Source organism: Pannonibacter carbonis (assembly GCF_003012935.1).
GTDB classification, from domain to species: domain Bacteria; phylum Pseudomonadota; class Alphaproteobacteria; order Rhizobiales; family Stappiaceae; genus Pannonibacter; species Pannonibacter carbonis.
Map to the genome: position 1 here is coordinate 77,196 of NZ_PUDR01000011.1, position 15,014 is coordinate 92,209.

Below are 15,014 nucleotides of genomic sequence, written 5' to 3' on the forward strand. Positions count from 1 at the left end.
CAGCCTCACCCGGCCTTGATCAGGTCCGCAGCTTTTTCCGCGATCATGACGACCGGGGAGGCGGTGTTGCCGGAGACGATCTTCGGCATGATCGAGGCGTCGACGATGCGCAGGCCGGAGAGGCCGTTGAAGTGCAGTTTCGGGTCGACGACGGCGGCCGGATCCGTGCCCATGCGGCAGGTGCCGACGGGATGGAAGATGGTGGTGGCGATGTTGCCGGCGGCGGAGAGGATCTCTTCGTCGGTGCCGACGGCTGGTCCCGGGAGCAGTTCTTCGGGTCGGTAAGGGGCAAGCGCCTTGGCCGACATGATCTGCCGGGCCTGACGGATCGAGCGCACGGCCACGTCCCGGTCATTGGCGGTGGAGAGATAGTTGAGCCGGATGTCGGGCTGACGGGCCGGGTCGGCGGTTGCGATGTGGCAGGTGCCGACGCTGTCGGGCCTGAGGTTGCAGACCGACACCGTGATGGCCGGGAAGGGATGCAGCGGATCGCCGAGCTTGTCGGTGGAGAGCGGCTGCACGTGATACTCGAGATCCGGCGTTTCCAGCGACGGATCGGAGCGGGTGAACATGCCGAACTGGCTCGGCGCCATGCTCATCGGTCCGCTGCGCGCGGCAAGATACTGCAGCCCGATCCAGGCCTTGCCGGCAAGGCTGTTGGCCAGCGTGTTGAGCGTGCGCGCGCCATGGACCTTGAACACGGTGCGGATCTGCAGATGGTCCTGCAGGTTCTTGCCGACGCCGGGGGCGGCATGGCTGACGGGGATGCCGAGCGGGCGAAGCACGTCCGGATCGCCGATGCCGGAAAGTTCGAGCACCTTGGGCGTGTTGATGGCGCCAGCTGCAAGGATGACCTCGCGCCCGGCCTGCACGACATGCGCCCTGCCCTTGTGGCGGAAGCGAAGGCCGGTGACGCGGGTGCCGTCCAGAAGCAGGCGCTCGACCTCGGCGTGGGTGATGAGGGTGAGATTGCTGCGCTTCAGCGCCGGGCGCAGGAAGCCCTTGGCCGTGTTCCAGCGCACGCCCTTGGTCTGGTTGACCTCGAAAAAGCCGGTGCCCTCGTTGGAGCCGTCGTTGAAATCCTCGCGCGGATGGATGCCGAATTCGGCTGCGCCCTGCTGTACCGCCTTGAGGATGTCCCAGGTGAGCCGCTGGCGCGAGACCTTCCATTCGCCGCCGGACCCGTGCAGGTCGGTCCGGCCGGCGTGATGGTCCTCGGACTTGAGGAAATAGGGCAGCACGTCCTCCCAGGCCCAGCCGGGGTTTCCGAGCTGGCGCCAGTGGTCATAGTCGGCCGCCTGGCCGCGCATGTAGATCATGCCGTTGACGGAAGTGCAGCCGCCCAGAACCTTGCCGCGCGGATAGGCAAGGCTGCGGCCGTTGAGGCCCGGTTCCGACGCAGTGCGCATCATCCAGTCGGTGCGCGGGTTGCCGATGCAATAGAGGTATCCGACCGGGATGTGGATCCAGTGGTAATTGTCCGAGCCGCCGGCCTCGAGCAGGAGGACACGGCTCTTGCCGTCCTCGGTGAGGCGGTTGGCGAGCACGCAGCCCGCCGTGCCTGCACCGACGATGATGTAGTCAAAGGAGCCGCCAAGGGCCTCGGCCTGGGTCATGATCGTCCATCCGGTCTGTTGCCGCCAAGGGAGCAGACGGCGGCCCTGCCCTGCCCGCAGGCGTGCGGGCAGGGGCCGGTCCGGCGCAAGGCTCCGGGGCGTTGGTCCCCGGGGAAAGCCCCGGGGATGTCTGTCTGGGTCAGGGTGCCGTCCAGAACGGTTTCAGGGCTGCGACCAGCGCCTGGAACCGCTGATAGCGGCGGTCGTAATGGGCCGACATGGCCGGATCCGGCGTGAAGCTGGCCTTCGGCCGGGTCATGGCTGCAACACCGTCCTCGTAGGTGGCAAAGACCCCTGCCCCGACGCCAGCGCCGATGGCCGCGCCAAGGGCGCCGGTCTCGCGGGCCTCGGCCACGGTCAGCGGCACGCCGAGCCCGTCGGCAAACATCTGCGGCCAGACGGGACTGCGCGAGCCACCGCCCGAGAGGACGGCGGACCCGAAGCTGACGCCGGCATCGCGCAGCACCTCGATGTGGCGGCGATGCTCGAACATCACGCCCTCGAACAGGGCGCGGAGCACATGACCCTCGCCGTGCCAGCCGGCAAGGCCGAAGAAGCCGGCGCGGTACCCTGCCCCCTGGCCGGAGCCATAAAGGAACGGCAGGAACATTGGATCGTCTTCCGCCGGCGTGACGGCGGCGATCAGGTCGTTGCAGTGGCCAAAGGGATCGTCATGGTGGTGGCCGCGTTCGACGAAGCTGCGCACGTACCATTCGAGATTGGCGGCCGAAGTAGCGCTGGACTCGATGTTGATGAAGCGGCCCGGACCGAAGGCGGTGACCATGAAGACACTGTCATCGACCACGGGCGCGGCGGAAAAGACCTGGTTGATCGACCAGGTGCCGGCGATGATCGACGCCTCGCCGGCATCGACGACGCCGGAGCCGAGCGCGCTGGAGACCACGTCGAAGTACCCGCCCACCACAGGCGTGCCTTCGGCAAGGCCCGTGACAGCGGCAGCTTCTGCCGTCACCCGGCCGGCAACCGCAGCCGGATCGACCAGGCGCGGCAGCAGGCCCTCTGCGTCGTCCAGCCCGTAGAGGGCCAGGAGATCGCGGTCATAGACCGCCTCCGGCAGGCGCAGGAGACCGCAGCCGGACATGTCCGAGATGTCGCTGGTGCGCTCCCCCGTGAGGCGGAAGTTGATGAAGTCCTTGCACAGCATCAGCGTGGCGGCGCGGGCGTAGAGCTCCGGCCGGTGCTGCCTGATCCAGGCCAGCAGGACCGGGGTCTGCGACGGCCACGGCTTCTGCAGGCAGAGCCGGTGCAGCGCATCGCCGTTGGCAGCAGACAGGCTCGCCGACAGGCCGGCCGCCCGGGTGTCGAGCGACTGGATGCCGACGACCGGCGCACCGGCTGCGTCGACCAGATAGAGCCCGTTGCCGTGACCGGCGCAGCCGATGGCGGCGATGCGGCGGGGATCGATCCCCGCCGTCTCGATGGTCTTGCGGATCGCGACCTGGGCCGTGGCCCAGAGTTCGTTCAGGTCGCGCTCGGCATGGCCGGGCGCCGGGATCGACGAGGTGCCGTCGATCGCGTGCATGGCGATCTGGCGTCCTTCCAGATCGAACAGCACGGCCTTGATGACCGTGTTGCCGGCATCAAGGCCGAGAAGATAGGTCGCCGCCTCAGCCACGGTTGTAGACATCCCAGGCTTCCTCGCCGTCCGCGCCCTGATGGATGATCGCCATCAGGGCCGAGACAACGGCTTTCGGGTTGGCATGCTGGTAGATGTTGCGGCCATAGACCATGCCCTGCGCGCCCTGGCGCATCAGCGCGGCCGACTTCGCCAGCACCACCTTCAGGTCTTCCTTGCCACCGCCGCGCACGAGCACCGGCACGCGGGCCGCCTCGATGACACGGTGGAAGTCTTCCGGATTGTCGGTCGGGTCCGCCTTGATGATGTCCGCTCCCAATTCGCTGGCCAGACGGACGAGCGGCACGATCTTCTCCACGTCGCCATCCACCTGATAGCCGCCGCGCACGTCATTGGGCAGCATCACCAGCGGCTCGATCATGAGCGGCATGCCGTACTTCTGGCAATCGGCCCGGACACGGGAAATGTTCTCGACGCACTGGCGGAACAGCTCCGGCTCGTCCGGCAGCATGAACAGGTTCACCACGACGCAGGCCGCATCCATCTCGAGCGCGCCGATGATCGGCTCGTGCCGGTTCTGCAGCATCGACCACATGACGCGGTGGCGCTGCGCATTGTACGGATTGCCCATGTCGATGCGCATGACGAGGGCCGGCTTGTCGCGTTCCGGACGGCGCTGCAGGAGGTCGGCCTGACCGTAGGCGCACTGGATGGCATCCGGGCCGGCCTTGATCAGGGTGTCCATGACGCCGGCCATGTCTTCAAGGCCGACGAGGAAGGACGGCTCGTTGCAGACGCCGTGATCAATGGCAACGTCCAGACAGCCACCGTTGCGGAACAGCCGGTTCATCCGGGCCTTGTTGCTCACACGCATTCCTTGGTCCTCCTCAGGGATCTCTGGTCAAGTGTTTCGGCGCTGACGCCGTGATAGGTGGCAAGTTCATGCCGCAGGGCCTCGCATTCACGGCCGGTGCGGGCGGCAGACCAGCCGCGCTCGCGCGCCATGATCGCGCCGATGGCCTCGATCAAAGCGCCGGAAATCCCGCCCGTGATGGCTAGCGCAGTGCGGCGCAGGACGAGATCCGACAGATGCAGCACATGTTCACCCTGAAGCAGCCAGACGATCTCGGCACCGGTCACCGCGACGCCATCGGCCAGCGGCGTGTCATCGGACCGCCCGGCCGCAAAGCGCAGGAAGGTGCGGGCGCGGGTGCCATAGGTCCCGGCGAGATGGGCGGCACGGGCGGCATCGAGATTGAACTCGGCCTGAAGCGATCCGGCGAGCGTGCCGCCGGACGTGGGAAAGCCTGCGCCGCCGCCAATCGGCAGGTTGTGCGTACCGAGCCGCCGCGCATGGCCGAGTTCGGCCAGCACCTGATCGGCCGCCTGTTCGGCGAAGGCGCGGAAAGTCGTCCACTTGCCGCCCACCATGCAGAACTGCGGTGGCTGACCACTTTCAGTGCCAGCAAGGCGCTGGGTGAAGTGACCGCGTGAAATGCGGCCGGTGAAGTCCTGGTCGCTGACCGGCAGCGGCCGGATGCCGCTGTAGGAATAAAGGATGTCGGCCTCTGACAGGGGAATTCCGGGGAAGATCAGGCCTAGCGAATTGAGGATGTAGTCCCGCTCGTCCGGCTCGCAGCGCGTCCGCTCCGGCTTGTCGACGCGCAGGTCCGTCGACCCGGCCAGCACATTGCCGAGATAGGGAAACACGATACAGACGCGGCCGTCGCTGTTCTCGAAGTAGATCATGTGGCCGCCGAGCGCATCACGCAGCGCCGCGTTGCCGAGGATCAGATGCGAGCCCTTGGTGCCGCCGACCAGCGGCTTGCGCTGGGGATCGGGAGCGGCGAGCTGGTTGATCGCTTCGTCGAGCCACGCACCGGTGGCGTTGACGACCGCCTTTGCCTTGACGCTGAGTACAGCTCCGGTTTCGCGGTCGGTCACATGGAACCCCTGGGGGCCCGATGACAGTTCGGCATAGTTCAGCGCGACAGACGCTAGCGATGCCGCTGTAGTGTCGAGAACGAGCTCAAGGCCGAGGCGCTCCGGGTGCGAGATCCAGGCGTCGTAGTAAGTGGCGGAGTATTTCAAGGACGGCAGCAGGGCCGGCCACTGGGCGAAGGTCGCGCGGGCCGAGCGGAAGCTGTGCCTGGGCAACAGGCGGCGGCGCCGCGTGACCAGATCATAAAGGGTGAGACCAATGCGGATCGGCAGCGCGCCGCGGGCCGATGGCTTGCTCTTGCCGCCGAGAAACGTCTTGGCGGCGTTGAACAGTCCGGAAAACAACGTCGTGATCGGGATCGTTGTCGGCAGTGGATGGACCATATGCGGCGCATTGCGCAGCAGGGCATCGCGCTCCTCAAGCGACTCCTTGACGAGATCGAACTCGCCGTTCTCCAGGTAGCGCAGACCGCCGTGGATCATCCGTGACGGTGCGGCGCTGCAGCCTGAGCAGAAGTCGTTGCGCTCGACCAGCAGGACCTTCAGCCCCTGGAGCGCCAGTTCCCGGTAGACACCGAGGCCGTTGATGCCGCCGCCGACGACAAGCACGTCGAAGGCACCATCCGCCCGGACCCGATCAATCAGTTCCTGCCGTTGCGCAGACATGACTTCACCCTTCGCCGGACCATCCGGTCCGGCGTTCCCTGTGATTGACGTGGTGCCGTGCTGTCAGGCGTCGAGGCCGACCAGGTGGCGTTCGACAGCCTTGCTGATGGTTGCGACCTCATGCTCGCGCAGACGGATACGGCCGGCGGCGGCGTTCTCTTGCGCCTGGGCGGCGTTGCGCGCGCCGCAGAGCGAGAAGGTGATGCCGGGCTGGCTGAGCGTCCAGGCGATGACGACCTGGGCCTTGGTTGCCGCGTGCGCTTCGGCGATCGGTCCGACCTCTTCCATCAGTTCCGCAACCTTGACGCGGTTGGCCTGCGAGAAGCGCGGGTTGTCCTTGCGCTGATCGTCGCCGGTAAAGACGCGGTCAGGTCCGACGGTGCCGCTGAGCAACCCCAGGGCAAGCGACGAGTAGCTCAGCATGGCGACATTGCTGCGGATGCAGACAGGCAGCAGCGACGCCTCGATGTCGCGCTTGACCATGCTGTATTCTTCCTGCAGCGCATCGAGCTGTCCGGCCGCGACATAGGCCTCGGCCTCGGCAACCGATGTGTTGCTGGCACCGATTGCCCGGATCTTGCCCTGGCTCTTCAGGTCCTCCAGAGCCGCCATCGTCTCTGCGATGGGCGTGGTCGGGTCCTGCCAGTGGGTGATGTAGAGATCGATATAGTCGGTGCCGAGCCGCTTCAGGCTCTGCTCGACCTCGTAGACGATGGCGTCGCGGCCAAGGTAGCGGTGCACCGGCTTGCCGTCATAGTCGAAGAAGTGGTTGCCCTTCTGGGTGTGCCAGACGAGGCCGCATTTGGTGGCGATCACGGCCTTGTCGCGGCGGCCCTTCAGCGCCTTGCCGACGATTTCCTCGGCAAGACCCTTGCCATAGGCCGGGGCGGTGTCGATCAGGGTGACGCCCTCGTCGAGCGAGACGGTGATGGCTTCGATGGCCGCAGCCTCGTCCGTGCCACCCCACATCCAGCCGCCGATGGCCCAAGTGCCGAGACCGATGGCCGAGGCCTCGATGCCGGAGCGGCCGATCTGGCGCGTCAGCATTTCACGCGACATGCTTCATCCTTCCCATTTCCGCGAGAAGAGCGGACACCGCCTCCTCGTCCATGACCAATGAATTGATGAACTTGCCGTTCAGCACCGCCTGCACGGGACGCACTTTCTGCAGGCCCGCGGCAACGCCGATCACTTTCCGGCAGGAGCTGATTTCCGAGGGGGACAGGGCCACCAGGCGGGAGTTCAGCTCATAGTCCGCAATGACGCCCGTCTCGCCAACGAGATGGGCCATGAATTCAGCGGCAACCCCGAGGCCGACCAGCATCTTGCGATCCGACTCCGGGACCGGGTTGAGATCGTAATAGCTTGACCCGAGCGGTTCGATCGAACCGATGCCGGTAAGCGCGACGGTGGCACTGCGCGCAAGGTCGAAGACTTCCTTGATGGGAGCCATGTTCTTGACCATGTCGCACTGCGTCCGGCTTTCGGCAAACAGCGGGGCATGCACCAGCATGGCCTTGCCGCCGAGGCGTTCGGCCATCCGCGTCACCAGATGGTTGACGTCGGTGTAGTACTTGCCCTGCACCCCGCCGGTCAGGGGCACGACAGTGATGTCGAGCTCCTGCTCGGGATTGAGGTTGTCCACCACGGCACTGACGGCCTTGCCGCCCGTGATGGCAAGCACGTCGCCATCACGCAGGCTTTCGAGCAGCAGATTGGCCGCAGCCAGGCCAACCTGCTTGAGCGTGGTCTCCGCATTGCCGGACACCGTGGGGGCGACGACGGCCGTGCCCAGCCCCGTCGCGCCGACCAGCTGGCTTTCCAGATCGGTCAGACGGGCAAACGGGCTTTCGATGCTGATCTTGACCATGCCGAGACGATGGCCCTGGGTGATCAGCCTGTTCACCTTGGAGGTGGACATGTTGAGTTTCTCAGCGATCTCGAACTGCTTCAGACCTTCCAGGAAGTGCAGCACGAGCACCGTGTGGATCTGCCGGGCCAGTTCAAAGTCGAGGTTGCGCTCAGCCATGGTCGTCGCTCCGCCTTGCCGTCACTTGCGGCTCTTGCCGAGATAGTGGTCGATCGTCACCGCAGTCAGCAAAATGGTGCCGCGGATGATGTCCTGCCAGTACACAGACACATCGAGCAGGGCCAGGGAGCTGGAGACAACCGAGAGGAGAACCGCACCCAGGATCGCACCGAAGATGGTGCCGGACCCGCCCTTGAGGCTCGCCCCGCCGATGACGGCTGCGGCGATGACGTTCAGTTCCATGCCAAGGCCGAAGGTGGGCTGGGCAGAGCCGAAGCGGGCCATGTAGATGACACCGGCAACACCACAGAGGGCCGAGCACAGGGTGGTCGTCAGGAATACCACGCGCTTGGTGCGGATGCCCGAATAGGCAGCGGCCTTCTCGTTTGAGCCGGTGTAGAACACCTTGCGGAACATGACCGTGCGGCGGAGCATGAAATCGAACAGGAGGACAACGGCCACGAAGATGATTATGACCAGCGGGATCGGACCAATGGTGCCTTGGCCGATGAACTTGAACTCGGGCGGGAGGGAGTAAAGTCCGAGCGGGCGGCCACCGGTGAACAAGAGGCAGATGCCACGGGCAATCACCATCACGGCCAACGACACGATGAAGTGATGCAGACCGACACGGGTGACGAAGAAGCCCATGAAGGCACCGCAGGCCGTTGCCAGGCCTATGGCCATGGCAGAGGCCACCCAGGGATCAACCCCTTGCAGGAACAGCCAGCCGGCAACGACCATCGCCAGCGCCGTGACTGAGCCCACCGAGAGATCGATACCGCCAGAGATGAGCAGGATCGTCATGCCGACGACGACGATGCCCTCGACCGCGAAGGCCATCACCATGGCGCGGATGTTGACCCAGGTCAGGAAGTAGGGCGAGGCAAAGGACATCACGACAAACATCGCGACGATGATGAGGATGAGGCCAGTCTCGCGCATGCGGAGAAGCTTCATCAGCGGGTGAACCGCCGGGGCGGCCGCGGCCGGAGTGGCCATTTCCAGGGTTTTCTGCACCTTGCCCTCCCTCAGGCAGTGATTTCTTGCCGTTCATGCACCGCAGCAAGGTGCATGATGTTTTCTTCTGTCATGTCCGCACCGGTGACCTCGCCGCTGATCTGTCCTTCGCGGATGACCAGGACACGATCACTGACGCCAATCAGTTCCGGCAGTTCCGAGGAGATCACCAGAATGCCGACGCCGGAACGGGCGAGATCGCGCAGGATGCGGTGGATCTCGGCCTTTGCACCCACGTCGACACCGCGGGTTGGCTCATCCAGGAAGATCAACCGCGGATTGACCGACAGCATCTTGGCGATCGCCACCTTCTGCTGATTGCCCCCCGACAGCGAGGACACCGGATCGGCGAGCCCGCCACATTTCAGGTTGAGGCGACGCCCGAGCGTGCCGGCCTGGGTCTCTTCCCTGCCCCGGTCAATGATGCCGAGGCGGCCAGCCACCTGGTCCACGGCGAGCGCGGACACGTTCGATGCGATCGACATGTCGAGGAACACGCCGTCGCCCTTGCGGTCTTCGGACAGGTAGACCATGCCGGCGGCGATGCTGTCCTGGTAATGGCGCAGTTTCAGTTGCTGGCCGCACAGGGTAACGGTTCCAGTGGCTTCGCCCTCCAGTCGGCAAATTCCCCGGACGATCTCGCTGCGGCCAGAGCCGATGAGACCGGCGAAACCAAGAATCTCGCCGCGGCGCAGTTCAAACGACACATCAGCGAACGCGCCGGCATCCGACAGGTTGGTGACCTTGAGGACGACCTCGTCCGACTTTTCGGCCTCGGTCTGCTTGTCGGGATAGAGCGTGTCGAGCACACGCCCGACCATCGCGTTGACCACGTCACGCGGGCCGACCTCGGCCACGTTGTAGGTGCAGATCGACTGGCCGTCGCGCAGCACGGAGACCCGGTCGCAATGGTCGAAGATCTCCACCATCCGGTGCGAGATATAGATGATGGCGATGCCGCGCTCGGCCAGGCGATGCATGATCGCGAAAAGGGACTGTGCTTCCTTTTCCGTCAGCGCCGCTGTCGGTTCATCCAGGATGAGGACGCGGCAGTCGAGCGTCAGCGCCTTGGCGATCTCGACGAGCTGCTGGTTGGAAATCGACAGCTGGCTCACCAGCGTGGCCGGATCGATGTCAGTCAGTTCGCTGAGAATCTCGCGCGCCTTGCGCTGCAGGGCACGGTAATCCATCAGGAAGCGGCGGCTGGTGTTGGTGGCCGCCATGAAAATGTTCTCGGCAACGGATACGTCCGGGCACAGGGCGATTTCCTGGTGCACGAAGCCGATACCCATCTCCTGGGCCTCGGTCGGCGAGGAAATGCGGACCGGCTTGCCGTCGAAGACGATCTCGCCGCTGTCGGGCTGAAGAATACCGTCGATGATGTTCATCAAGGTCGACTTGCCAGCGCCGTTCTCGCCGGCAAGGGCGTGGATCTCGCCGCGCCGCAGCTCAAAATCGACACCGCGAAGGGCCTTGATGGCACCGAAGGATTTTGCAACCCGGGAAATCCGCAGGATCACATCGTTGGTCATGGCTTCCTACCCTGACGCCGGTCTGCTGCCGGCTTTCGTCTGATTGAGCCACCGGCGGGCGCTAGTGGGACGCCCCCGCCGGTGTCCAGGTCCGTGACGTGGACCAGACCTGATCAGGCTGCCTGATCAGTAAGGATCGCGATTGACCATGTAGGCTTCAAGATTGAAGCTGTCGGCGTTGTCCTTGGTGATGACAGCGAAGCCGTTGTCGACGAAGGGGATCTGGACCGGATTGTAGCCGGAGACCTTGTAGTCGTTGAACGGATCGAAGATTTCGTCATGCGCCGCCAGGAACACGGCCATGAAGCCCATGAAGCCTTGCATGCCCTGGTTCGGGTTCAGCGCCATGTGGATGTTGCCAGCCTTGATGTGGTCAAGGGTGGTCGGGGTGATGTCAGCGTGCATCACCAGAACCTCGGCTTTGGCTTCGAGGATTGCGGCGACAGCGCCTTCGGCGGATCCGGCTTCCGGGATCCACATTGCCTTCAGGTTCGGGTTCGCCTGAAGGATGGCGGCCGTGGCGCGATAGGCCGCAGTACCATCCTGGTTGGTTGCCTGACGACCAACCAGCTTCATGTCCGGATACTTGGCGGTCATGTAGTCGATGAAGGCAGTGACGCGCAGGTCATGGTTCGACTGGCCCGGGTTTTCCAGAACCGCGTACTCGCCCTTGCCGCCAACCTGCTTGACGATCTCGTCAGCTGCAAACTTGGCTTCGGCGACGTTGTCCGAGGTGATGTAGCCGGTGCGCTTGGACCTCGGAGAGTCTGCGGCGAAGGTCACGACGGCAGTGCCGGCCTCGATGGCCGCGTTGATCGGCTCGATGAACGGATCAGCCTGCATCGGATGCAGCAGGATGCCGGCCGGCTTCGTCACGAGGTCCTGCTCGAAGGACGCAACCTGCTTGGTGATGTCGTACTCCGGCGTGCCGGAAAACGCGGTCTTGCAGCCGAAGGCCGCAGCAGCCTGCTTGAAGCCCTGGTAAACCGGCACCCAGTAGGGATGCGAGGACACCATGACGTTCATCATGTAGGTCTCACCGTCCTTGCAGCGCAGCGTGTCGGCGGCAGATGCCGGAGCCTGAGCAGCCAGGATGGTGGAAACGGCCAGCGACGCGACGGCCGCAGCAATCGAAACCCTCTTCATATGTTCCTCCCAAAGGCAAGCGGTCTCCTCACCGCCTGAAACCTGAAGCGAACCCTCCCCTCTCCGGGATATATTTCCAACCCCGCAAGAAAATTCGCAAGGCCAAACTAGGTCGAGGAAAAACTCGGATCAACAATATTCTGAAAAAATATCATGCGCTGAAATTTATTGCATGAACAGCCGAAAACTCGGTGAAACTCAGCAATTTCCGGGTGATTTGCCGGGAGCACGCGCAACCGGCGGGCGTCGGCAGCAGCCGGCGTGAAGGTGGAAGACGAATTTTCCATACGTCCCCACCGTCATCCTCGGCCTTGTGCCGAGGATCTACATCCATCGATGCGTGCAGATGGTCGGGACAAGCCCGACCATGACGAATGAGAGCTACGGAAGGCGTGTCATTGCCCTTCGAGCAGGCGGCAAACCCGCGACCCAGTCTGACAGCTCAGCAGTCGAGGCGACTACACCCGTTCCAGATAGAGCTCGTAGTCGATGTCGGGGATTGTGCGGGCAACGCGCGCGTACTCGGCCGACTTGATGGCGGTGAAGGTGCGATGCAGATCCTCACCCAGTGCCTCGCGCAGGAAAGGCGAGGCCCTGGCCGCCTCGATGGCCGAACGCCAGTCGCGCGGCATGGCGGCGGAGGAACTGTGCACCGTCGAGGACACGGTGTCATAGCCGTTGCCGGTGGTCTCCGGCCCCGGGTCGATCTGGTTGCGCAGGCCATGGCGGATGCCGGCCAGCACGACAGTAGCGACCAGATACGGGTTGGCGTCGACGCCGGAGGGCCGGTGCTCGATTCGCCGGGCGGACGCCGCACCTGCCGGCACGCGCAGGGCGACCGAGCGGTTGTTGACGCCCCAGCTGGTGGAAACCGGCGCATAGGACTGGCTGGAGAAGCGGCGCCAGCTGTTGGCATGGGGCGCAAACACCAGCATCGCATCGGCCATGGTGGCGCGCAGGCCGCCGATGGCATGCAGCAGCCGCTCGCTCCATGCGCCTTCGGCTGTCTCGGCAAAGACATTGCGGCCCTGCCCGTCCGCCAGCGAGACATGGAAATGCATGCCCGATCCGGCCTTGTCGCCGAAGGGCTTGGCCATGAAACAGGCAATGATGCCGTGCCGCCGCGCTGCCAGGCGGACAATGCGCTTCAGCCGGATCAGGTCATCGGCCGCCTTCAGCACGTCGGTGCGGTAATGCAGGGTCAGCTCATACTGCCCCGGCGCATATTCGGAGATGACCGTCTCCGCCTTGATGCCGGCCTTGGCTGCGGCGGCATAGATCTCGGCAAACAGCGGCTCCATGCCGATCAGGGCGTCAACGGAATAGACCTCCGTGGCGCTGGCTGGCCGGCCATCCAGCACGGCCGCCGCCGGCTGGACCTTGCCGTCGGGCCCGCGCTCGCGCGCAAGCAGGAAAAATTCCAGCTCGAAGGCCCCGGCCGGATGCAGCCCTTCAGCCGCCAGCGCCTCGACCTGCGCCGCCAGCGCGTGGCGGGGATCGGAGGTCATCGGCTTGCCGTCGAGCGTGTAGAGCGACAGCAGCACCTCGCCGCGCGGCGGATTGGTGCCGGCAAGGGCGACCAGACTGCCGGGAACGGGCCAGGCCCGCATGTCGCCATCGCCCTGGTCCCAGACGAGGCCGGTCTCGTCCACGTCCTCGCCGCAGATGTCGAGACCGAGAATGGAGACCGGCAGGTGCCGGCCGGACTTGTAGATCGGCAGCAGCTCGTGCCGGCGGATGATCTTGCCCCGGCCGACGCCGTTGCAATCGGTCAGCACCAGATCGAAGGCCTCGATCTCCGGATGGGCAAAGAGGAAGGACTCGACCTCGGCCAGCGTCGCGCCGGACGGTGACGCGCCCTGAGAGGATGGGCCATGAGGGGAATGCGTGGGGGTGGTCATGCCATCATCTCTGCCGTGATCGCATCGAACGCGGCCACGAGCCGGTCGATCTGCGCGTCGGTGGTTGCCGGGCTGACCAGCATCATGTTGTGGAACGGCGCAATCAGGTAGCCGCGGTTGACGAGCGCCGAATGCAGCGCCTGTTCCAGCGCCGGCTTGTGCGCGGTGTAACTCTCGCTGCCATTGCGCAGCGGCGTTTCCTGGCAGATGAACTCCACCCGCGCGCCGACCCGCACCACATGCCAGGGCGCCCCGTGGCGCTGGATGGCATCGGCCAGACCGCTCGCCAGCCGCGCGGCACCAGCCTCCATGTGGGCATAGTTCGCGGCGGTCATCACCTCGGACAGCGTCGCCCGCATGGCCGCGAACTGCAGCGGATTGGCCGAGAGCGTCGTGCCGATGCCCGAAAAGCCGGCCGGCCGCGCCGCGTCATAGGCGCGGTAGCGCGCGGCGACCGCCTCGCCCATGCCCCAGACGGCCGCCGGCAGGCCACCGGCAACCGGCTTGCCGAGGACGAAAAGATCGGGCTCCAGCCCGTGCGTGCGCGTGTAGCCGCCAAGGCCGGAGGAGACGGTGTGCGTCTCGTCGATGATGAGCAGCGCGCCATGCTTGCGCGTGAGCGCCCTGAGCCCCTCATGGAAACCCGGATCGGGCAGCACCATGCAGGAATTGGTCATCACCGGCTCGGTGATGACGGCCGCCACATCCCCATGCGCCAGGGCGGCTTCCACCCCGGCGAGATCGTTGAACTCGGCAACGCGGGACGTCACGCCGAGATCCACCACCTGGCCGACCAGCCCCGGGCGGGCGACGGTCTGGCCGTCCACCTCGCGCACCATCGCGTCATCGACGGCACCATGGTAGCAGGCGGCGAAGAACAGGATCTTCGGCTTGCCGGTCACGGCGCGGGCCGCGCGCAGGGCAAAGCGGTTGGCATCCGAGGCAGTGGTGGCGATCTGCCAGACGAAGGGACCGAACATCTCGCGCAGGAGCCGGCCGACCTCCAGCGCATCCGGCGTCGGCAGCATGTAGGTGAGGCCCCGCGCCGCCTGCGCCGCGATGGCCTCGGCCACCGGCGCGGGCGAATGGCCAAACATCGAGCCGGTGTCGCCGAGGCAGAAGTCGTCGAGCGTGTTGCCGTCGATGTCGGTGATCAGCGCGCCTCGCGCCTCGGAAACCAGCATCGGGAAGGGCTGCGGCCAGTCACGCATCCACAGCATCGGCACGCCGCCAAGGAAGGCCTCGGCCCCCGAGGCAAGCGCTGCCATGGTCTTCGGCCGCCGGGCCGCAAACACCTCCGCCTCGCGCTGGCGGATTGCCTCGATACGCCCGGCGGGCACGCCGCCGATTACGTCTGCGGATGTCGTCATGATGCCTCTGGCACTGGCACGGTGGCATATGCCAGCGCGCCGTCATTTTCCTTGCCGCAAGCGAACAGCTGTGCGGCTGCGGCATTCAACAGGCAAACAGGCGGAGAGAAAAGGGGGCGCTTGCAAGGCGCAGTTTGTGCGAGAGACAAACGCATCGAAACGTTGCCGAACCACAACGCCTGGCGCCAGATCCGAC

The 15,014-nt window shown here is 65.3% G+C and carries 11 protein-coding genes; all 11 read right to left on the reverse strand.

Translation table 11 applies throughout. The features are described from left to right. Positions 1–5: 5 nt before the first annotated feature. The 11 genes from C8348_RS15755 to C8348_RS15805 all read right to left on the reverse strand — a co-directional run bounded on the left by C8348_RS15755 (position 6) and on the right by C8348_RS15805 (position 14,818). A complete protein-coding gene (locus C8348_RS15755) occupies positions 6–1,616 on the reverse strand; it encodes a GMC family oxidoreductase (RefSeq protein ID WP_106754325.1) in 1,611 nt (536 codons plus the stop codon). Positions 1,617–1,755: 139 nt separating this feature from the next. Next, a complete protein-coding gene (locus C8348_RS15760) occupies positions 1,756–3,264 on the reverse strand; it encodes an FGGY-family carbohydrate kinase (protein ID WP_106754326.1) in 1,509 nt (502 codons plus the stop codon). Beyond that, positions 3,245–4,087, reverse strand: coding sequence for a class I fructose-bisphosphate aldolase (locus tag C8348_RS15765; RefSeq protein ID WP_106754327.1), 843 nt, complete (start codon positions 4,085–4,087; stop codon positions 3,245–3,247). The genes C8348_RS15760 and C8348_RS15765 overlap by 20 nt, the downstream gene beginning before the upstream one ends. Then, entirely contained in the window at positions 4,078–5,820 is a 1,743-nt protein-coding gene (locus C8348_RS15770) for a glycerol-3-phosphate dehydrogenase/oxidase (protein WP_106754328.1), read from the reverse strand. The genes C8348_RS15765 and C8348_RS15770 overlap by 10 nt, the downstream gene beginning before the upstream one ends. A gap of 63 nt (positions 5,821–5,883) precedes the next feature. Beyond that, on the reverse strand, positions 5,884–6,879 hold the full coding sequence (locus C8348_RS15775) for an aldo/keto reductase (protein WP_106754329.1): 996 nt from the start codon (positions 6,877–6,879) through the stop codon (positions 5,884–5,886). After that, positions 6,869–7,849: a sugar-binding transcriptional regulator gene (locus tag C8348_RS15780; RefSeq protein ID WP_106754330.1), complete on the reverse strand. Its 981-nt coding sequence runs from the start codon at positions 7,847–7,849 to the stop codon at positions 6,869–6,871. Before C8348_RS15780 ends, C8348_RS15775 begins: the two co-directional genes overlap by 11 nt. A gap of 21 nt (positions 7,850–7,870) precedes the next feature. Beyond that, positions 7,871–8,851: an ABC transporter permease gene (locus C8348_RS15785; protein WP_106754414.1), complete on the reverse strand. Its 981-nt coding sequence runs from the start codon at positions 8,849–8,851 to the stop codon at positions 7,871–7,873. 29 nt (positions 8,852–8,880) lie between these two features. After that, the gene (locus C8348_RS15790) at positions 8,881–10,401 is read right to left on the reverse strand and encodes a sugar ABC transporter ATP-binding protein (RefSeq protein WP_106754331.1); all 1,521 of its coding nucleotides are present in this window, start codon (positions 10,399–10,401) and stop codon (positions 8,881–8,883) included. 126 nt (positions 10,402–10,527) lie between these two features. Then, positions 10,528–11,547, reverse strand: a complete 1,020-nt coding sequence (locus tag C8348_RS15795) for a substrate-binding domain-containing protein (RefSeq protein WP_106754332.1) — start codon at positions 11,545–11,547, stop codon at positions 10,528–10,530. Positions 11,548–12,005: 458 nt separating this feature from the next. After that, positions 12,006–13,448, reverse strand: a complete 1,443-nt coding sequence (locus tag C8348_RS15800) for a glutamine synthetase family protein (RefSeq protein ID WP_106754333.1) — start codon at positions 13,446–13,448, stop codon at positions 12,006–12,008. Further along, on the reverse strand, positions 13,445–14,818 hold the full coding sequence (locus tag C8348_RS15805) for an aspartate aminotransferase family protein (protein WP_106754334.1): 1,374 nt from the start codon (positions 14,816–14,818) through the stop codon (positions 13,445–13,447). Before C8348_RS15805 ends, C8348_RS15800 begins: the two co-directional genes overlap by 4 nt. Positions 14,819–15,014 lie beyond the last annotated feature (196 nt).